A 19,674-nucleotide genomic window follows, 5' to 3' on the forward strand; every position below is an offset into this window, starting at 1 on the left:
TTTCAGGTTGTGCTGAGTATCCATCCGCCGGGTTGGCGGTCAAGTCCGAGCACGCTGAGGCGGGCGAGGTTCACAGCGGCGGCGAGGAGTGAGAAGTCCGCGGCGACCTTGGTGCTGCCACGCACCCGGGCGCGACGACCGCCGTGCTTGCGGCGCATCAGATGCGCGATCTTGCGTTCGACCTTCGGGCGGGTCTGCCTGTAATCAGCCCGCCACGCCGGATCGGTTTGCTGGGCGCGAGCGGCGGCGAGTTGGTGTTCGTGGTGGCCGAGGTGGATGCTGCGTCCTTTCCGGCTGGCAGTGCACTGGGCGGCGAGCGGACAGCCGGCACAGAACTTCCCGAACCGGGCGACTTGCCCGCTCTTGAGCTTCCGCAGGACGACGGTGTGATCGGCCGGGCAGGTGACCGTGCCGGCGTCCAGATCGACCTGGAACACGGTCTTCGGGAACCGGCCGCCAGGCGCTCTGGGCGGCTGGGTCTTGCAGAACGTCTGGACGCCGGCCTGCTCCAGCGTGTCCAGCACCGCGCCGGTCCCATAAGCACTGTCGCCATAGACAGTCAACGGCTCGACCATCTCGGCGGTCTCGGCGGTCTCGGCGGTCTCGGCGGTCTCGGCGGTCTCGGCGGTCTCGGCGGTCTCGGCGGTCTCGGCGGTCTCGGCGGTCTCGGCGGTCTCGGCGGTCTCGGCGGTCTCGGCGGTCTCGGCGGTCTCGGCGGTCTCGGCAGTCTCGGCGGTCTCGGCGGTCTCGGCGGGGAGGTCTTGGGCGAGTAGGTCAGCGACCGCCGAAGCGTCTCCAACGTTCCCGGCGCTCACGTGCGTAGCGACGATTACTTCTGAGTCGGGGTCGATCGCGACATGGCCTTTGTAACCGTCAAACCCGCGCGCGGCGGTCTTGTGCCCATGCCGGGCGTCCGGATCGACCGTTGAGATCACCCGGTCTTTCGCTACCTTGCGGGCGATCCGGAACCGGCCGTCCTGATCGGTCTCGAGGTCCTGGCCAACGACCGTCGCGAGCAACTCACCAGCCTTCTCCAAGACCGGCTCAAGCTCCAGTCCGTCCAACACAGCCAGCAACGCCCGCGCGTCCCGGGCGAGCGCGTCGACGAGTTCCTCGCGTGCCGAGCGATCGTCCCAATCACACACCGGCTTGCCGGCAGACCGGTACTCATCATCACGCGTCAGCACCGCCCGCAACCCGGCCTCCAACGACGGATCGGCGGCTGCGAGCACTCCGCGGATCGCGGAGCGGATCAAAGTGACGGTGTCCATCGTCGCGACCGCATCAAACAGAGCGGTTGAGTCCAACACCCGCCGGCGCCCGACCAACCCCGCCTGCTTCGCCGCAGCGAGCGTGACCTCGAACACCCGATCCGGCTTCTCAGACGCTGCGAGCCTGGCGCGCATATCGACCAGCACCGTGTGCACGAACCCCGGATAGTCGAAATCCAGGCCGCCCGCCGCGTACTTCCACCGCAAGTCATAAGCGAACCGGTCAACCGCTTCACGATCTGAACAGCCCTCCAGTCGCTGGAGGACCATCACGACCGCGACGATCATCGGCGGCACCGACCTGCGCCCAACCTTGGTGAACAGGTCCGCGAACATCTCATCCGGGAACAGCTCAAAGCACTCACGGTGCAACAGCCCGTAGATCGAGTCCGCCGCGATCCGGCTCTCACAGAAGCTGGTGGTCGTCGCGAACAGGTCCGGCTGGCGAGGAGAAACACCAAGACTCATACCCTCAAGTTTGACTTGAGGCTCGGACAGACCCAAGGCCGCCCAACGACCCAGTTCTCAGGCACAGCAGGAGGCCGCGCAGCGGCCGTCTTCGTCGGAGACAACCTTCAGGAGAGCTTCAGCTCTCCCCCTGTCCCAAGCCCGAAAAACACCAAACTCCTAGGAAGAAGGCATATCGGCGAGGTTCATCGTCCGTTGGATCCGAGAAGCTGTTAGAGGTGCGGCGTTGGCATGGGGCCGACCTATCGCAGTGGCTCTCCTCAGTGCCCCATGTTGGTGTCATTCGACGGTGGCGCATGAGGAACCGCCGCTAGCCATCCGCTGGCGAGCCTTGCTTTCTGGCCAAATCCAACGACGACTATTTCAGCGCGTTGGTGGCGATGTCCTGGTCGAGGGTGCCTTGGGTCTCGTACTGGCCGGTGTGCACGTACAGGACCTTGCCGGAGGGGCCGATGAAGATCGTCGTCGGGAGTCCCTCGATCGCGGCCAACGGTGCGAGCTCGGCCGTGGTGGCCTGGTAGCTGGGGTAGCTGACGGGATGCTGTCTAAGGAACGCCCGGGCGTCGCCGGGAGAGTCCTCGGTGTTGGCGCCGAGGAACGCGACCCGCTGACCGTACCGGCGCGAGGCGGAGGCAAACAGCCCGAACTCCTTGCGGCAGGGGGTACACCACGACGCCCACGCGTTCAGAACGATTGGATAGCCGCGCAGACCGCGTATGCGCGCCAGCAGCCCACTAGTGCCGAGCAGCTGCCCTGCCTGGGCGTGCAGCGCCGCTAGCGGCGCCGGCGAGCCCGCCAGCGCCTGACTTCCCGCCGGAGTCTTGGGTGCGTGCGCCAACGCGGCTCGCACATCGGCCCCGAGGGCAGACGCGCTCGGCCAGCCGGCGTTGACTGGGTCGTCATACCACAGGATTTGTCCAGTGGCGGAGGTAAGTTCTAGCCAGGGCTCGTCCTGCACTTCATAGCCATCCGCGATCTGACCGGTTGGGTCGACGGCGACCGGATAGGAGAGGGGGTGCGGCAGCGCACGCAGGAAGCTCGTGAGCGCGGCGGGGGATGCCTCGACGGTGCGCTCGTCAATCGCGGTTAGTAAAGGCAGGTGGTGGCGGACCGCCAGCGCCTGATACCTGCCCAACTCCTCCAGGTGCCGCGCCAGTTGCGCTGCCGGGTCCACCCAGGTTGCGAAGAACAGCGATAGCCGCGGCGCCTGCTGCCCAAGGCGAACGCTACCTCCGCCAGCGCGCCGGAGCGTGACCGGCATTCCGGGCGTGATCAGCGGCAGCGGCGCGTACGACTTGCTGGATCGCAGGCGTGGGTGCCCTGGGAGCAGGCTGGCGGCCTCACGCGCCAGCACGTGCCCGAGCTGATCGACTGTAGTGAAGTTCATCTGGGTCAGGTAGACCTTGCGCTCGACCCCGCGCGGGTCGATCGCAAATAGCGCGGGCGTGTGGTCGATCTGGCCGCGCGTGATCTCAGCCGCGATGCCGTAGGCGTGCCACACCCGACGCAGCTGCGCTTGGGATCCGGTCAGGAACCGCCAATCGACGAGCATGCCGTGCGCGCTGGAGTAGGCGCGCACGGCACTGACGCTCGTCGCCGCGGGATTGGCGTTGACCGCCAACAGCTGAACGCGGGAACTCGCCCGACCGAGCTGCTGCTGAGCAGCTCGCATCGCGCTGGTCGTCAGCGGGCAGACCGTCGTGCAGGTGGAGTCGATGAAGGCCAGCAGCACCACCCGGCCCCGATAGGAGCCAAGCGACACTCGCCGGCCGAACTGGTCGCGCAGCGTGAAGTCCGTCGCTGGCTTGGCTAGCGACGTGCCTGGGTCCAGGTTGGGATTGCTGGCCAGGCTTCCCGCCGAGGCCGCGTGGTGGGTTCGCAGACCGAACACGCCCAGCAGGATCAAGGCAACAAGACCCAGAAAGAGCGGAATTACTGGCGCTCGCTGTCTCATGGGATGTATAGGACCATACTCGGCGGGCTGGTTCAACACGTGGACCGGATTCGGCGAGCTGCAGCTGGACCGGATTCGGCGAGCTTTGACAGCAGCATGGGTCCCGGAAAGCAACTGCCGCTCGCGGCGGAAAACCCCGCACGGAGAGCAGCGAACCCTGAAAACGGACGCCCCCTCTCGCGTGATCCAGACAGTTCGAGCGACCGGTACGGGCCTCCGCATGGACGGGTTTCCGAAGTGGCGTTCACTCGGAACGTCGACAGTTTGGTCCTCCCGGTAATTTCGTCGGCCCCATCCCTTGACCCGGGGCTTTCAAGCTGGTGGTGGCCGCACTTCTGTCGCTGGAGGTACGCCGTTCCAAGTATCTTGCGGCCTTGACGAGAGCGGCATCTGCGGCGGGAACCCCGCCGCCGCCGTCGTCTCGGCCGAACTAGAGTCACTCCACCAACCCGCGTTGCGACGACCGGTTGAGCTCAGGCCATCATCGACGGCTCATAGGCCGCGCGGCCCTGCCCGTTCGCGCGATATGAGCCGTAGAACGCCCTCAGGTCCATCTGATCAACCGCCCCGAGAATCGACCACACCACATGATCGTCCGGTACCCAATCCGTCAAATCCGGCGGCATCAACATCGTCTGCCCCCGGTCACAAGCGATGAAGTTCTGCGGCATGCCTGAATTGAATTAACCGCTCCGGACGACAACCTTTGCCCGACAGCCACGGCGAAGAGGAAGGGAAAACTGCCGGTACGGCGCGGTACCTTGCTTTTGCGTCTGTGGGGGCACGGGGGCGCTCAGGCGGTCGTGTCCTGATGTGCTCTGATGCTGGAGTTGATGAGCTCGTCGGGAATGGCGCCTTGGAGCCCGCGGGCGGTGCTGTACAGGCGGCATTTCAGACCGTAGTCGGCGCGTGAGCGGGCGGTCGTATCGACGTCTTGTCCGTTGATGCGTAGCGACGGAGATCCGAGGAACTGCTCGCTTTCGGCGGTCTGCAGTGAGTCGATCCGCTTGAGCTCGATCGGTGCGTCGACGCCCGCTTGGTCCAGTAGGTCGCGCAGGCGTGGCAGCAGGGTCTCGTGGCTTGGGCAGCCGTCGAAGTAGAGGACCTCGACTCTCATCGCTCGCGTCTGGTCGGGATTCTCGGTCGGCTGCTCTCGGTCGCCCGTGAGATCTGGGTTGAGGGCGGGGCCGATATCGGTCGTTCTTGCTGCTCAGGCGTCTCGATGCGAAGCAGCTCGGCGTGCTCGTGTTCGACCTGGAGGGTGGTGTGGGCGATGTGGAACTCCTCGTGCAGCAGGCGCTTGAGTGCGTGAGCGACCTCGTGACAGTCGTCGTGTTCGGCTGCCAGGACGTGCGCGGACAGGGCGGGGAAACCCGAGGTGACCTCCCACACGTGAAGGTCGTGCACTTCCCGCACTCCGGGCTGGGCGATCATGCGTTGGCCGATGGTGTCGGGATCTAGTCCTTCGGGTGCCGCTTCGAGAAACACGCGGCCGCTGGCTTTCAGTAGCCCGTAGGCGGCGTGAAGCATGATCGCGGCGATGACCAGCGAGGCGATGCCGTCAGCTCGCCGAAAGCCGGTCGCGAGGATGACGGCGCCGGCGACAGCGGTGAAGATGAACGCTGCAAGGTCGGTGAGGATGTGTTGAAAAGCCCCCTGCAGGTTCATCGACTGTCGGTTGGCCTTCGAGAGCGTGTAGCTGGCGGCGAGGTTCACGACGATTCCAACCAGCGCCACGATCAGCACCGCGCTGCCGCCGACGTTCGGCGGGTTGATAAGCCTGGTGATGCCTTCGTAGATGATCAGCAGCCCGAGGATGAGGAGGGTCGCGCCGTTGAACTGGGCGGAGAGAATCTCGGTGCGCTTGAGGCCGAACGTCATCGCGCCCCTCGCCGGCCTGGCGGCCAGTCGGATAGCCACGAGCGAGAGAGCGATCGCGCCGGCGTCGGTGAGCATGTGCGCGGCATCTGAGAGCAGCGCCAGTGAGTGCACAACCGCGCCGACGACGACCTCGAAGAGCATGAAGCCGACGATTAGTCCGAGCGCAATTGCCAGCTTGCCGCGGTCGGCATCGGCTGAGACACCGTGAGAGTGCCCGCCGTGGCCATGTCCGTCGTGCTCGCGTGCAGCGTGATCGTGATCGTGGGCCATCAGCAGCACGCAGAGCCCTCATCGCCGCAGCCCGCACGCGGTGTTTCGAGTCCGGGCATGGAGTGGCACGAACAATCATCGCCGTGCCACAGCTCAGCGCCTTCCTTCGCAGCAATCCCGGCGATCACCAGCGCAGCCACCGGATCAAGGAACCCCACCCCGGCGCTGCCTAGCAGCAGCCCGATGAGTCCCACCGCTCCCTGAAGCGCGCAGAGGAGGTTTTGAGTGCCCTCACCCGCGGTCGCGCCCGAGCCAAGACGACTGCCCAGGCGAAGCTTCGCCCACCCCAAAGTCGGCATCAGCACGATGCTCGACACCAGCAGCCCGACCGCCAGCCAATTGCGGTGCGGGTCGCTGCCGGCGATGAGCCTGCTCACCGACTCATAAAGGATGTATGGGATCAGGACGAAGAAGCTGCCAGCGACCCACTTCTGGGCGCGTTGCTCGGCGGTGTCTGAGAAGCGGTTCTGTCCAGTGAAACGAACGATCACGATGACCGCGGCGGCGGCCTCCACAGCGGAACCGATCGCCCAGGCGATCACGCCGATGGAGTGCGCCTCGGCGCCGGCGACGAGGCCGACGACACCCTCGGCCATCATCCACACGAGGCTGAAATACGACAACCACCGCGCCCGACGGGCGCTGCGCAACCACCCCGCATCACGCCTCAGCGTCGACGTAGCGGAAGGCGGGATCGGGAGCGTCGGCAGCTCAACCTCGCTCACGCGCTGAGCTCCGTCAACGGCTCGTGAACGGCTGCGAGCAGCGTCGTGCCGGCCTCGGTCAGCGAGTACATCACCATCTTGCCGTCACGGCGGGAACGCACCAGCCCCGCGGAACGCAGCTGGCGCACGTGATGAGAGATCAGCTTGTCAGAGCGCTCGCACACCCACGCCAGATCGCACACGCACAGCTCGCCGCCATCGCGCAACGCCAACGCAACCGACAGGCGCGTCGGGTCACCCAACGCTTTCGCGCGCTCGGCCGCAATCACCAGCGCAGCCGGATCGGGGCGCGAACGGCGCAGCGCCTCTGCGCGCGGCAGGTCGAGACACAGCAGCTCGCAGGTGTCGCTCTCGGACATCCTCACATCCTAACGCTTGTGCGAACAAATCGGTTGAGCGGCCTCAGGCAAAGCTGCTTCCCGTCGCTTCGCGCCGGTTCGCACACAGTTGCACTTTTTGTAAAGTCTTGTTTTGCACATGCAATAATGCGGGGCATGCTCTCGATCGGGAAGCTCGTCGTCGGCCAGCAGCGCTACTACGACCAGCAGGTCGCCCAAGGGCATGACGACTACTACTCGGGGCGAGGCGAAGCACCGGGTGAGTGGGTCGGACACGGCGCCAAAGCGCTCGGTCTGGATGGTGTCGTGCACGCCGCACAGTTCGATGCTCTGCTGTCTGGGACCGACCCTCGGGATCTTCAGACCAAGCTCCAGGGGTGGCGCCCATCGAAGGTCGCCGCGCTCGATCTGACCTTCTCGGCGCCCAAGAGCGTGAGCGTCCTGTTCGCTGTCGCTGACGAACCCGTTGCCTGCGAGCTGGTTGCCGCTCATGAGTCCTCCGTGCGGGCGGCACTGGTGTGGATCGAGGACACGTCTGTGGAGGTCCGGCGCGGTTCAGGCGGCCAGGAGACGTTCCTGGCTGAGGGCCTGATCGCCGCGGCCTACCGGCACCGGATGTCGCGTGCGCTGGACCCCCAGCTTCACACTCACGTCGTCGCCGCGAATATGGCCAAGGGGCCCGACGGTCGCTTCACGGCGCTCAACGGCACCCCGCTCTACCGCTCGGCCAAGACCGCCGGCTACCTCTATCAGGCCCACCTCCGGGCCGAGGTCAGTGAGCGATTGGGTCTGGAGTGGGGCCCGGTGAAGAAGGGTGCGGCGGAGCTGCAGGCGATCCCAAAGGACGTGCTCGAGGAGTTCTCGAAGCGGCGGCATGAGATGCAGAGAGCGGCTGAGGAGGGAGGCTTTTCGCTCCGTAGCAAGCGGTCGGCTGAGGCGGCGGCCGTCGACACCAGAGAGCGGAAGCAATACGGGGTCGACACGCACACCTGGCGGGAGGAGGTTCAAGCCAGGGCTGCGGAGCACGGGCTGGACCGCGAGGCTGTAGGGCGGCTGCTGAGCCAAGGTAAGGATCGCGCCGGGGTCAGCAGCGTCGATGCTGAGTCAGACGGAGGCCTCGAAGATCGTTTGGCAGGCGAGCACGGACTCACCGAGCGGGCCAACACGTTTGATGACCGGGCTGTGCTTCAGCAGTTCGCGGGCGCCGCAGAGCAAGGCGCGCGGGTGCCTGCTGTTCGTTCGCTGGCCCAAGGCTTCAATCTCCGCGCTGACGTCTTGCCGACCCTCCACGGTGAGATGACCACGAGCGATCTGGTGGCCACTGAGGAGCGGCTGATCCGCGCCGCGGTAGGACGCGCGAAGACCGGTACCGCGAGTCTCAACAAGGCACGCATAGATGAAATGGTCTCGCGGGCTGATCGGCAGCTGACGGCTGATCAGCGCGACGTGGTCATCTCCGTAGCGACCTCGGGAAACGGGGTGGATGTGGTCGAGGCGCTGGCGGGCACCGGCAAGACCTACACCGCTGGGGTGATCCGCCAGGCTTATGAGTCGGCGGGCTATGACGTGCTCGGTCTCGCACCGACCGGGCGTGGCGCCCGGGAGTTAAGTGATGAGGCGGGCATCCCGGCGCGCACGATCGACAGGGCGCTGATCGACATCGAGCAAAACGCCCGACCGATTCCGGCTAACGCCGTGATCGTGATCGACGAGGCAGGCATGGCCCCGACCCGGATCACCGCCCGCTTGCTTGAGCACGCAGATACGGCCGGTGCGAAGGTGATTGCGATCGGCGACTCAGGCCAGCTGCCGTCCGTGCTCGCCGGCGGCTGGCTCAAGGCTGTCGGGCAGCGCGTCGGGGAGGTCCGGCTCACAGAGGTGATGCGACAGCGCGACCCCGGGGAACGCTGCGCGCTCGGCGCGCTTCACGCCGGGGCGCCCGAGCGGTTCCTGACGTGGGCCGAGACTGCCGGGCGCGTCAACGTCCTCGACCCCAGCGAGCTGCGTGACCATGCCATCCGCGCTTGGGTCGACGCCATCGCCGACCTCGGTCCGCGTGACGCCGTCATGATCTCCCGCGACAACGAGACACGAGATCACCTTAACGTCGCCGCTCGGGCGCACCGCACTGCAAATGGGGAGCTGAGCGATGAGCACGCGTTTGGCCCGGTCGCCGTCGCCGTCGGTGACCGGATCATCTGCCGTGACAACGATGCGCGCGTCGGCGTCGACAACGGCACTCGCGGCACCGTCCGCCGCGTCGCATCTGACGCCATCGTGTTGGAGACCGACGGCGGCCTCTACCGCGACCTGCCCGCCGCCTACGTCGCCGATCACGTGGAGCACGCCTACTGCCTTACAGGCCACGGGATGCAGGGCGGCACCGTCGAGCGGGCGATTGTTGTCGCCTCGCCAACAGATTTGACTCGCGGTTGGAGCTACAGCGCGCTGTCCCGTGCCCGTGGCGAAACGAAACTGCTGATCGCTGACGAGCAGCGCCACTACGACGGCCGGGCCGAGGTGGCGCCCGATCCCGGCCTTGGGGCACGGGATCGAGCGAGCGTGCTGGCGGCAGTCGCGCGGCGGATGCTGGTCCGCGACGACGAAGACCTCGCTGTGGTTCAGCTCGCGCCGTCCGGGCGGGAGGATGACCGCAAGCTTGTGGCCGGCCGGGCCGCCGGACATCCCGTCGCCCAGGAACGTGGCGCTGCTCGCCTCGAGGCCGTTGAACCGCCTGTCAGTTTCAAGCGCCTCCTCAACCTCCGTGATCAGATCGGCCATATGCAGATGTCGCTCACCGTTCTGCCGCTCCGCTCAATAGGCAGGCTCGACGAGCTTGACGTCCAGATCCGGGAGGTCACAGATCGCCTCGCTGACCACGAGACCCGCATCGAGGCCGTACCCGCTCCGACACAAAAGTTCGGTCGAAGCCATGACGGACACGCTCAGGAGCGCGAGTTCCTCGCCAAGGCGATCGCGATGGATCACCAGGAGCTCGACGATCTCCGCGGCAGCCGCGTTCATCTCGAACTCGAACTCGGGGATCCCTCTCAGGTCATATCCGAACGAGACGGGCTACAGACTGCGCTGACCGATCTGCAGAAGGACTACGTGCAGATCAGGGATGAGCTCGTCGGCCGCGTGTTGGACCAGCATCCCGCGTGGCTGCGCGATGCCCTCGGTGATCGGCCGCAGTCCCGGACGGAACGCGACATGTGGGACCGAGCAGCCCGTGACGTCACGGTCTTCCGCATCAACCACGACGTCATCGACGACAAGTCAGTGCTGGGGCCAAAGTCCGCGCATGACCGGGATGCGCAGCGGGAGTGGCAGCGCGCTGACGACAGCCTCCAGCGGGCGCAGCGACAACTCGGCCGGGCCGTCGGGCCACGACACCGTGACGTCGAGTTGGGCATCGAGTGAAGCGAACGCGGTCCGTCCGGGAACGGGTCCAACCTGTTCTCATGGGTGACGTGGGAGTCATATGGGCGGCGGCGCCGTCGCTCGACAAGCTTGAGAAAGAGCTCAGCAACTGCCTTGTGGGCTACGACGCTGAGGAGATCATCAGCGTGTCGCACTCGGTGGTCCCGCGCCGCTCACGCCGGACGGGAGGACTTTGGGGCGCGGCCACTGAGACGAACGATGTCGAGTACTCGGCGGTCGTGCTGGTTCGCACCTGACCGGAACTCAGGACAGGAAGTGCCGATAAGGCTTAGTCGGTAAATTCTTGCGGCGAAAGGGCTGGCTTCAGCGGGCCTAGTCGCCGACAGTTCGATGGCAACGACATTCGTCGTCGTTCGACGACCAAGTCTGCTCGGCTCGGCGCGGAGCCAGAATCCGCGGCGTGACCCCACGAGGCAAGCTTTGATCCGGTACACGCAGGCTGTCGTCAACGACGCTGTGACGCAACTAAAGACCCGGCGGATGTCTGACCACAAACCCAGCTGGTCCTGTGCCTCGCAGGCTCCAACGGGGGCCGGTAGTCGGCGGGTTGGGTAAGTTTCCCTCGCCGGCAGCCGTGTCGAGGTAGATCCCAGCGACCTCGATGTAGGCGTGTCCGGCGTTGGCGTAGATGGTGACCCAATGCCCTGGTCCGGGTCGGCCGACGTTTTCCAGTTCGGTGGAATCCCAGACGCTTCCGCCAAGCAAGGAATCCCGGTAACCGCCACCCCAGAGGACGTAGCTGGTGGCTGAGGAGCAGTCGTAGCCCGGCCCGCCGTTCTCTTGATCTCCGGGCCAGTGAGCCGGGTTCGGGTCGGTTTGGCTCATGGTCTGGGCGGGATCACCGTGGCCGCCGCCCCAGCTGTAGGGGAAGTGGATGAGTCGGTTGCCGGCAGCGATCATCTCTTGGACCACGGGTGGCGCGTTGGCGGGGGCTTCGGCCTCTCCGTCCGGCAGAATCTTCGCTTGGTCACCGGGAATGATCAGGGTGCTGTTGTTGTCTGATGTCTCGCAGGCTGAGACGGCTGAAACGCCATCGCCGGCGTAGGACGTGGCGTCTGCGATGACGCGGTTTGCGTAGGCGACCGCGGCAGGACCGGTGCCGTTGTAGGCGGTGACGGCTGGGAGGTAGGCGCTGATCGGCTGATTCGCCGGCGCGCCCTTGTCCTTGATCAGCACCAATGCTGCCAGCTCGATGCTGGTGGTCGGGTCATGGGGGCCGAGCGACGGGTCGGGCAGGTCTCCACGTAGTTGGTCGTAGGCGTCGCCGGACGCGCCGCCGACTCCGATCTGCATGAGCCCGGACGCACCCGCAGAGTTGGCGGTGCCCGGACCTTGGGAACCGGGCTGGATGGTGCAGGCGGGGGAGGGGTTTCGGCCCTGGTCGCATTCCTCTTGGCCGATCCCCGCGAGCACCTCCCACGGGATCCCGTACCGGGCGCTGACCTGCTCGTAGATCGAGAGCAGGTCGGCTGGGATCGCGGAGACTGCCGCAGGGGACGGGGCAGCCGCGGCCGATGAGGAGCAGTTACCGACGGCTGCCAGCCCAGCGACCACTGCGATTGCGGTACCGCCGCAGAACACGCCGATGACGGGCACTCCGAAGAACAGCACCCATCGCTTCACGAGATCCGCCCGTGACGCAGAAAGGAGGACCGGCCTCTTGCATGAAACATAGAACGCAAGTTTTACATGTTTTGCAAAACAGGTGTTAGCATCGCTTTTCCCAAACGGCAGTGCGATCGAAGGAGGAGCTGTGCAGTCCCTGTTTTTGGCGGCGGCCGGATACACGTTCAAGGTCGCTCCTGATCCCAACGTCCCTGGGGCGGTCGGGATCCAGCACGCGATCAACGGCTTTGCGGTCTATGCGCTGATGGCCGCAGCGGCCGGTTTCTTATTGGGTGCGGCGACGTGGGCGATCGGCGGTCGGATCGGTAACGAGCACACGGCGGTGGGGGGGAAGATCGGGATGGTCACGTCCCTGGCCGTCGCGTTCTTGGTCGGGGCAGCGGCGACGCTGTTGAACTTCGCCTTCAACCTCGGCTGATGTTGGCCGAGCGCACGCTCAGCTCGGGGCTTGTGCTGATGGCCGTCGCGCTGGCTCTGTTCTGGCTCGGCTTTGCAGCCTCGCGAGCGACGATCACACGGGAGGCTCGGCCGGTCATGTCCGGACCGAGGCGGGTGGTCGACGGCGTGACGGTTGGGTTCGCCGACAGCGAGCCCGGAGCAGAGGCGGCCGCGGCGCACTACCTCCTTGAGCTGGAGCGGGCCATGGATTCACTGAGCATCGAGCGAACGGCGTCTGTCGCCCGGCTTGTTGGCACCCCGGCGGAGGCGTCCGCGATGGATAGTCACGCGGCGTCGGTGATCGCGATCGAACGCTCATCTGGCGTGCCGCTCCGGCGGGTCGCGATCGCCACGGACCCCATCAGCTACTCCCCGAGCGCTGCTGAGGTGACCGTGCTGGAGGAGTGGATTTACGCGACCGCGACTCGTGAAGCGGTGTGGGCGATCGAGCGGGTCTCGCTTGTGTGGCGCGACGGACGCTGGAGAGTGAGCGCGATCGCCGGCGCTGCCTCCTCAGGAGACGAGTCGCTGTCGCAGCTGCGCAGCCAGTTGGAGTTTCCAGGAGTCGGTGATGCGACGGTTCGCTAGCAGCGTCGCAGCTGTTGTCGCGTTGGCGGCTGCGCTGTGTGTCGCCCAACCGACTCCCGCCCAGGCCGGGGTTGTCTCCGGCACGCTGCATGTTCTCGAGGGTGTCGGTGGGACGATCCTGAGCGTCGGCAAGACGCTGGTCTGCAAGGGCCTGTCCGCCGCCGGCACGGTGGCTGAGGGAGCCGGCGTCGCCGCGGGCGCAACGGCGGCGGGTGCGGCCAGCGACGGTGCGGGAACGGCCGAGGGCGCCGCGGCAGGCGGCGCTGTGGGCGGTGTGGTCAAGAAGGGTGTCGGCGTCGTCCAGAAGGTGATCTGCAGCGGCAGCGGTAGCGGCGGTGCTGCCAGCTCGTTGGCCAAAGCCGCTGTGGGTGCGGTCGGGATCGCAGCGACGTTCGATCTCGCAGCGAAGTGGATGATCGGTGCGGCGGAGAAGGTGACCGGGGCGATCGTCTCGATGATCACCAATACCAGCAGCCCGGACTTGCGGGCCGCGTGGTTTCAGAAGTCCTTCGCGCCGATGGCTGGGCTTGGCGCTGCGCTCGCGCTTCTGGTTTCGCTGATCGCATTCGCGTCAGCAGCCGTGCGCCGTGACCCCTCGGCGCTGGCGGCAACGCTGGTCGGGATCTTCCGCGCCGGGCTGGGAACGGCGCTGCTGATCGCGCTGACGATGCTGGCCTTGCAGGTCACAGATGCGATCTCCGCGGATGTGATCGGAACCTCGCATCAGACGTTCTGGTCTCAGGTGACCCATGCCTGGGGGTCGAGCGGGTTCGGTGGGTTTGGTTCCTCTGCCCTGGCGATGTTGATGGCTGTCGTTGAGATCTTCGCGGGGCTGGTCGTCTGGGTGGAGCTTGCCGTGAGGAACGCGGCGATCTATCTGGCGGTGCTGTTCTTCCCGGTGGCGTTGGCGGCGTCGGTCTGGCCGAGCCTGTCGGGTTGGACCAGTCGTCTGGCTCGCCTTCTGTTCCTGTTTGTGATCTTGAAGCCGGTCACGCTGATCGTGCTCGCCTTCGCTGGGAACGCGGCGCTGGCGGGGTTGACGCTGAGTGGTGGGCTGGCGCCGGCGGCTGGGACGATCATCGCCGCGGTTGCGATCTTTGCCCTGGCGGCGATGGCGCCGTGGGCGCTGATGCTGATCGTGGGCGCCGATGCTGAATCGGCGGCGATCGCTGCCGGGTTCCGGGCCGCCGCCGGGCATGCTGTCAGCGATGGGGCGGCACGGGCGAGTCGGCTCGGCGGTCGCCTGAGTGGCAGCGGGCGGACACGCTCGGGTGGCTACCGCCCGTCTGGCAGCCGCTCAGGTGGTGGCGGGGGCGTGGGGCCCTCCCCTCCGGGCGGTTCAAGCGGACCGCAGGGGCCGCGGCCCTCGGGTGGCCAGGGTGGCAGTCCTGGCAATTCCGTCGGCCACACCGTTCCAAACGGGCCAGGTCCGGCGCGGCCGGCACCTGCCGGCACGCCCGCGCCTGCGGTGATGTCCCAGCTCGATCTGCGGGGAACGTGGGTCCCAGCGGACGGGATACGGCCAGAATCCCGTGCGGCTCAGGGCGCGGTCGCAGTTGCCGCCGGGATCGGCGGCACGGCGCGCGGTCCTAGGCCAGCTCCTCCGGCAAGAAGCGGGAGGCAGTCACCGGGTGCTGCGGCGCAGTCTGGTGGGGAAGTGAAGGCGGCCGTGCCAGGCCCTCAGGTCCGGCCCCCAGCACGGCCGGGCCGTGCATCGCTGCGTGTCGTGTCTGAGGTCGGCGCGGCAGGAGGCTCCTGATGGCTGAGGCGCCGAGGGAGACGACCTACCGCTTCGCGCCGCACCCGTCGGCCGGGTTCATTCTGGGGCTGCGGATCCCGCAGATCCTCGGGCTGATCATCGCCGGCGCGGCTGCGCTCGGCTGCCTCCGACTCGGCGGCCTCGAGGGTCTACTGGTTGCCCTGGCGATAATCAGCGTCGCCGCGGCGCTGGTCCTGATCCCGGTCCGGGGGCAGACCATCGAGCAGTGGGCGCCGGTCATCACCAGCTTCACAAGCCGGCGTCACACTGCCAGGTTCCGCGCGCGTGGCGCCCAGGCCGGGCACCTGATCGCGCTCTCCGACGGGGACCTCGATCCCCAGCCCGTTACCGATCCGGTCTCGATGCCGGCGGAGCTGGCCGACATCCAGTTGCTGGAGTGTGAGCTGTCGGCCTATGACCGCGCCTTGCTGGGGGTCGCGAAGGACACGCGAGCCCGAACCTATACCGCTGCTGTGCGTGTTCAATGCCGCGCGTTCGAGCTCCTGTCCCCGGAGGAGCGCCGCCAGCGGTTGGAGGAGTACGGCGGGGTGCTTGCCTCGCTTGCCCGTGATGACTCACCGGTCCGGCGTATCAGCTGGATCGAGCGCGCCCTCCCGGGGGATCCTGACGCGCTCGGCGGATACCTGCTGGACGCCAAGCGTGAGGACGCGTCATTGGACGACCCTCCCTATGAGCTGGTCTCATACCTTCGCCTGATCGGCCGCGCCGGCCTCGTCGCCGAGGAGCACGAGCTGCTGTTCGCCCTCCAGGTCGATGCCCGTCGTCCCGCGGCCAAGCGACCGATCCAGCGTTTGGGCGGCGGGGACATTGGCGCGATGGCTGTCCTGGCCGGTGAGATCGGTCGGCTGATTGAGCTTCTCGACGGAGCCGGGATCACGCCGACGGGTGTCCTGACCCGCCGCGGGCTTGCCGCTGCGGTGAGGGATGGATATGACCCGTGGGGACGGCGCCAGCGCCACCGCGATCAGGACCGCGACACCGAACCCGGCACAGCGGCTCACACCGCGTGGCCGGCGGCTCGTGATGAGCACTGGTCCCACCTCCAGACCGACGGTGCCCTGCACTGCACGCTGTGGGTCGCGGAATGGCCACGGATCGACGTGCGGGCGATCTTCTTGCAGCCGCTGTTGATGCGCGCCGATACCACCCGGACGGTCGCGTTGTGCATGGAGCTGCTCGGCCCGGCGAAGGCGATCCGGCGGGCAGAACGGGCGATGACCGAGGCGGCGACCGAGGACAGCCTGCGTGGCCGGATCGGGCAGCGGACCAGCCAGCGCCAACGCCAACGCGAGTCCGCCGCGGCGCGGCAGGAGGTTGAGCTCGCCCATGGTCACGCGAACGTTCGCTACAGCGCGTATGTGACCGTCTCGGTTCCTGACGGTCCCGACGCTCGTGACGAACTCGAGGCCGCCGTCTCCCGCGTCGATCTCCAAGCCAAAGCCGCGCCACTGCGACTGGAGCGGATGTGGGGACAGCAGGCTGTCGGGTTCACCTTCGGCCTGCCGTTCTGCCGGGGGCTCAAATGACCTCGCATGAGCGCGGCCTGTCACAGCCACCGTTCACCCGGTTGCGGCGCTGTTTCGTGCCGGGGGAGAGGGCCGGCCATCAGGTCACCACCGCTCACTTCCAGGCCGTGTACCCGGCCGTCGCTGAGGCTGGGCTGGGCTCTGAGGGGGTTTACATCGGCCGGGACATGCATGGCGGCAGCTTCGTCTATGACCCTTGGCTGCTCTATGCCCGCGGCGTGTTGAACGACGCGAACACGCTGGTGATCGGCCGGCCTGACTTCGGCAAATCGAGCCTGTCCAAGACCTGGCTGCTCAGATCCCGCCTGTTCGGGCGCCGCGGCGAGATCGTCGACCTCAAAGGCGAATACGAGCCACTCGTCCGAGCCTTGGGTGGGACCGTGATTCGTCTGACGCCGGGGGGCGGGACGCGTTTGAACCCGTTGACGCGGATCGGTCGGCGGGAGCTGCGGGAGAACCTGCTGGAGGCGATCGCCAAGGCGATGCTCAACCGGCCGCTTTCACAGGCCGAAGCGATCGGACTCACCGCCGCGCTTGAAGCTGCTGACCTCGCCAGCGACGGAGCGGAGGTGTCCATCCCGGACGTCATCGAGCAACTCCGCCATCCGACAGCGCAGTTGGCAGATCGTCTCGGCGTGAGTCCCCACAGCGCGCAGGAGGAACTGCGCGAGGTCGCCCTCGCCCTCCAGCGCCTCTGCCAGGGGCCGCTGCGCGGGATGTTCGACGGACCCACAACCGCCGGAGAGGATGTCTTTGACTCCCCGGTCATCTCCCTCGATCTGTCGGAGATCACCGACGGGGTGGCGGCGGTGAACCTGCCGATCGCGATCGCGATGGTCTGCGCCGTCGCGTTCCTGGACGCCAAACGGGTCGAACGTGCCGACAGGGCCCAGCGGCTGGGTTATGAGGTCGAGAAGACGATCCGGATCAACGACGAGGCGTGGCGTGCGTTGCCGATCGCGGGCCTGGGTGACTACTACCAGGCTGCGTTCAAGCTGTCGCGCAAGACCGGGGTGCAGCACTGGCTGGTGCTGCACCGCATCTCGGACCTCCGCGCCGCCGGCGATGAGGGGTCCCGGCAACAGCGTCTCGCCGAGGGTCTGCTTGCAGATGCCTCCACGACGATCATCTACCGCCAGCACGCCCAGGAACTCCCACTCAGCACCGAGGCGCTCGGGCTGTCAGAGACCGAACGTGACCTGATCGGCTCACTCGAGCAGGGCGTCGCCCTGTGGCGAGTCGGCGGCCGTTCCTTCGAGGTTCGTCACCTCCTGTCTGACCTGGAGTGGGAGCTGATCGACACCGACCAGGCGATGGGCAGCCGGGCTCCGCTGGGGTTCGCATGAAAGGCCAGCCGGTCAACCTGATCTGGCTCGCGCTTGCCGGCTTGGCGGCGGGCGGGTTCGTCATTGCAGTCACGATGATCGACCGTCTCCGCGACGCCGGGCCACGCAAACGCAGCGCCCACTGGGCACGCCGCGGTGACCTCAGCACCCTGAGAGTCAAAGAGCCGCGGGCGGGACGGATCACGCTGGGCCGTCACGGCCGCGCGCTGATCGCCGCCGAGGAGCGAGCGTCGGTGCTCGTCGTGGGGCCGACCCAGTCCGGGAAGACCACGGGACTGGTGATTCCCGCGATGCGTGAGTGGGCGGGACCGGTCGTGGCAACGTCGGTCAAGACCGATCTGCTCCAAGCGACCCTCGCCGCCCGCTCTGAACTCGGTGAGGCTCGTGTCTTTGATCCCACCCAGTCCACGACGCTGAGTCATGCGGTGTGGTCGCCGCTGGCTGCGTCGACGACCTGGACCGGTGCGCGCCGCACCGCCGCGGCGCTGCTCGGTGTCGCCGACGGCGCCAGCAGCCACAGCGCCGATGACGCGTTCTGGCGACCCGCCGGCGCCCGGTACCTCGCGGCGCTGCTGTTCGCCGCCTCACAGGCGGCGAACATGACCATGGCCGATGTTCTCCACTGGATCGCAATCAGCGATTTCACGGAGCCGATCGACATCCTGTCCGACGCCCCGGCCGGGACACCGACGCCGGCGCTGGACTCAGTCACCTCCGTCCGAGACGCTGACCCCCGGTTCACCTCGAGTCTGCTCCAGACCATCGCGACCGCCCTTGATGCCTGGCAGGAACCCCAGGTCGCTGGGGCAACGATGGGGGAATCGAAGCTCAGCGCCGACTGGCTCTTCTCCGGCGCGAACACCCTCTACATCGTGGCGCCCGCGAATGACCAGCGGCGCCTGTCCGGACTCTTCGCCGCGCTGATCACCCATCTGGTCGCAGGGGCGTATGAGCGCAGCGCCAAGACCGGCAAGCCGATCGAGCCGGCGCTCCTGTTGGCTTTGGATGAGGTGGCGAACATCGCGCCGCTACCGAACCTGGATGAGATCGCCTCAACCGGACCGGGGCAGGGCGTGCACCTGCTCTGCGTCCTGCAGAACATCAGCCAAGGCTATGACCGCTGGGGACGGGACCGGGCCGAAACGATCATCGCCAACCACCGCGCTCGCCTGTTCTGTTCCGGCATCGGTGACCGAGCGACGCTCGACTACCTCAAGAACATCCTCGGGGAGGAGGAGATCGCGCGTATCTCCACTCAACAGCGCGGCTTGAGCCAGGGCGGCAGGACCCGCTCAACCGAGCATCGGCCCCTGGCAGCACCCAACCGGGTCCGCCAAGCCGGGCGGTCCAGCAGCCTGCTTGTCTACGGACGCCTGGCCCCAGCGTGGATCACGCTCAGGTCCGGGAGACAGCGATGACCGCTTCCTGGCGTTCGGCTCACCGGGGTTCCTCCGCTTTGACGGGAGCCGGTTGGGTTGCCGCCGCCCAGTGTCGCCGACCACTGGCAGAACGCTCCAAGGTCGCGCAGCTTTCTTCCCCTCCCCAACAGTCCGGTTTCGCGTCCTGCCAGCGGCCGGCGTTTTGGGCTATGTCAACCACCGGATCCCCACAAGGAGGGAACCAAAGATGAGCGCATCAGCACCCGCAGTCAACAACGTCATCCTCGTCGGTCACCTGACCGCCGACCCGGTCCTCAAAGAACTCGCCGATGACCGCAAGGTCTGCGCCCTGCGCCTGGCGGTGAACGACCAGAAAGGACAGCCACCGCTCTACATCGACGTCGCAACGTTCGGCTCCCAAGCCGAGGCGTGCGCCAACTACCTGGCCAAGGGCCGGGCGATCGCCGTCACCGGACGGCTCATCTACCGCGAATGGGAAGACGACAGCGGCAACCGCCGCTCCCGCCACCACGTCATCGGTCGCGTGCAGTTCGGCGGCCGCAACGACGACAGCCCCTCGACTGAAGAGGATGACCCGGGGGAGGAGGCCGCTTGAGCTGACAGCCATGGGCGCCGGCCT

The 19,674-nt window shown here is 67.0% G+C and carries 17 protein-coding genes; 9 read left to right on the forward strand and 8 right to left on the reverse strand.

Annotated features, from left to right (window positions below; genetic code table 11):
• Positions 1-2 precede the first annotated feature (2 nt).
• The 7 genes from M3M55_RS05640 to M3M55_RS05670 form a co-directional block, all read right to left on the reverse strand.
• Positions 3-1,739, reverse strand: coding sequence for a transposase (locus M3M55_RS05640; RefSeq protein WP_249011064.1), 1,737 nt, complete (start codon positions 1,737-1,739; stop codon positions 3-5).
• Positions 1,740-2,097: 358 nt separating this feature from the next.
• Positions 2,098-3,645, reverse strand: coding sequence for a redoxin domain-containing protein (locus M3M55_RS05645; RefSeq protein ID WP_249011850.1), 1,548 nt, complete (start codon positions 3,643-3,645; stop codon positions 2,098-2,100).
• Between the two features lie 521 nt (positions 3,646-4,166).
• Positions 4,167-4,364 carry a hypothetical protein gene (locus tag M3M55_RS05650; RefSeq protein WP_249011851.1) on the reverse strand — a complete coding sequence of 66 codons (198 nt, stop codon included), beginning with the start codon at positions 4,362-4,364 and terminating at the stop codon, positions 4,167-4,169.
• A gap of 122 nt (positions 4,365-4,486) precedes the next feature.
• A complete protein-coding gene (locus M3M55_RS05655) occupies positions 4,487-4,810 on the reverse strand; it encodes a hypothetical protein (protein WP_249011852.1) in 324 nt (107 codons plus the stop codon).
• The gene (locus M3M55_RS05660; protein ID WP_249012449.1) at positions 4,807-5,844 is read right to left on the reverse strand and encodes a cation diffusion facilitator family transporter; all 1,038 of its coding nucleotides are present in this window, start codon (positions 5,842-5,844) and stop codon (positions 4,807-4,809) included. The genes M3M55_RS05655 and M3M55_RS05660 overlap by 4 nt, the downstream gene beginning before the upstream one ends.
• The gene (locus M3M55_RS05665; protein ID WP_249011853.1) at positions 5,844-6,569 is read right to left on the reverse strand and encodes a cation transporter; all 726 of its coding nucleotides are present in this window, start codon (positions 6,567-6,569) and stop codon (positions 5,844-5,846) included. Before M3M55_RS05665 ends, M3M55_RS05660 begins: the two co-directional genes overlap by 1 nt.
• Positions 6,566-6,928, reverse strand: a complete 363-nt coding sequence (locus M3M55_RS05670; protein ID WP_249011854.1) for a metalloregulator ArsR/SmtB family transcription factor — start codon at positions 6,926-6,928, stop codon at positions 6,566-6,568. The genes M3M55_RS05665 and M3M55_RS05670 overlap by 4 nt, the downstream gene beginning before the upstream one ends.
• Before the next feature lie 135 nt (positions 6,929-7,063).
• Between M3M55_RS05670 and mobF the strand changes: the two genes are divergently transcribed.
• On the forward strand, positions 7,064-10,330 hold the full coding sequence (mobF, locus tag M3M55_RS05675) for a MobF family relaxase (protein WP_249011855.1): 3,267 nt from the start codon (positions 7,064-7,066) through the stop codon (positions 10,328-10,330).
• A gap of 41 nt (positions 10,331-10,371) precedes the next feature.
• A complete protein-coding gene (locus M3M55_RS05680; RefSeq protein WP_249011856.1) occupies positions 10,372-10,587 on the forward strand; it encodes a hypothetical protein in 216 nt (71 codons plus the stop codon).
• Positions 10,588-10,816: 229 nt separating this feature from the next.
• Here M3M55_RS05680 and M3M55_RS05685 read toward each other — a convergent pair whose 3' ends face one another.
• A complete protein-coding gene (locus M3M55_RS05685) occupies positions 10,817-11,644 on the reverse strand; it encodes a hypothetical protein (RefSeq protein ID WP_249011857.1) in 828 nt (275 codons plus the stop codon).
• A 460-nt stretch (positions 11,645-12,104) separates the two neighbouring features.
• On the opposite strand from M3M55_RS05685, the gene M3M55_RS05690 reads away from it, so the two are divergent.
• From M3M55_RS05690 to M3M55_RS05720, 7 genes are all read left to right on the forward strand, one after another.
• Complete coding sequence (locus tag M3M55_RS05690; RefSeq protein ID WP_249011858.1) at positions 12,105-12,395, forward strand: DUF6112 family protein; 291 nt, start codon at positions 12,105-12,107, stop codon at positions 12,393-12,395.
• Positions 12,395-13,003: a hypothetical protein gene (locus tag M3M55_RS05695; protein WP_249011859.1), complete on the forward strand. Its 609-nt coding sequence runs from the start codon at positions 12,395-12,397 to the stop codon at positions 13,001-13,003. Before M3M55_RS05690 ends, M3M55_RS05695 begins: the two co-directional genes overlap by 1 nt.
• Before the next feature lie 22 nt (positions 13,004-13,025).
• Positions 13,026-14,762 carry a hypothetical protein gene (locus M3M55_RS05700; protein WP_249011860.1) on the forward strand — a complete coding sequence of 579 codons (1,737 nt, stop codon included), beginning with the start codon at positions 13,026-13,028 and terminating at the stop codon, positions 14,760-14,762.
• A complete protein-coding gene (locus M3M55_RS05705) occupies positions 14,762-16,309 on the forward strand; it encodes an SCO6880 family protein (RefSeq protein ID WP_249011861.1) in 1,548 nt (515 codons plus the stop codon). The genes M3M55_RS05700 and M3M55_RS05705 overlap by 1 nt, the downstream gene beginning before the upstream one ends.
• Entirely contained in the window at positions 16,306-17,655 is a 1,350-nt protein-coding gene (locus tag M3M55_RS05710; RefSeq protein ID WP_249011862.1) for a hypothetical protein, read from the forward strand. Before M3M55_RS05705 ends, M3M55_RS05710 begins: the two co-directional genes overlap by 4 nt.
• Positions 17,652-19,073: a type IV secretory system conjugative DNA transfer family protein gene (locus tag M3M55_RS05715; protein ID WP_249011863.1), complete on the forward strand. Its 1,422-nt coding sequence runs from the start codon at positions 17,652-17,654 to the stop codon at positions 19,071-19,073. Before M3M55_RS05710 ends, M3M55_RS05715 begins: the two co-directional genes overlap by 4 nt.
• A gap of 208 nt (positions 19,074-19,281) precedes the next feature.
• A complete protein-coding gene (locus M3M55_RS05720) occupies positions 19,282-19,650 on the forward strand; it encodes a single-stranded DNA-binding protein (protein ID WP_249011864.1) in 369 nt (122 codons plus the stop codon).
• Positions 19,651-19,674 lie beyond the last annotated feature (24 nt).

The organism is Conexibacter sp. DBS9H8 (assembly GCF_023330685.1).
Classification (GTDB): domain Bacteria; phylum Actinomycetota; class Thermoleophilia; order Solirubrobacterales; family Solirubrobacteraceae; genus Palsa-465.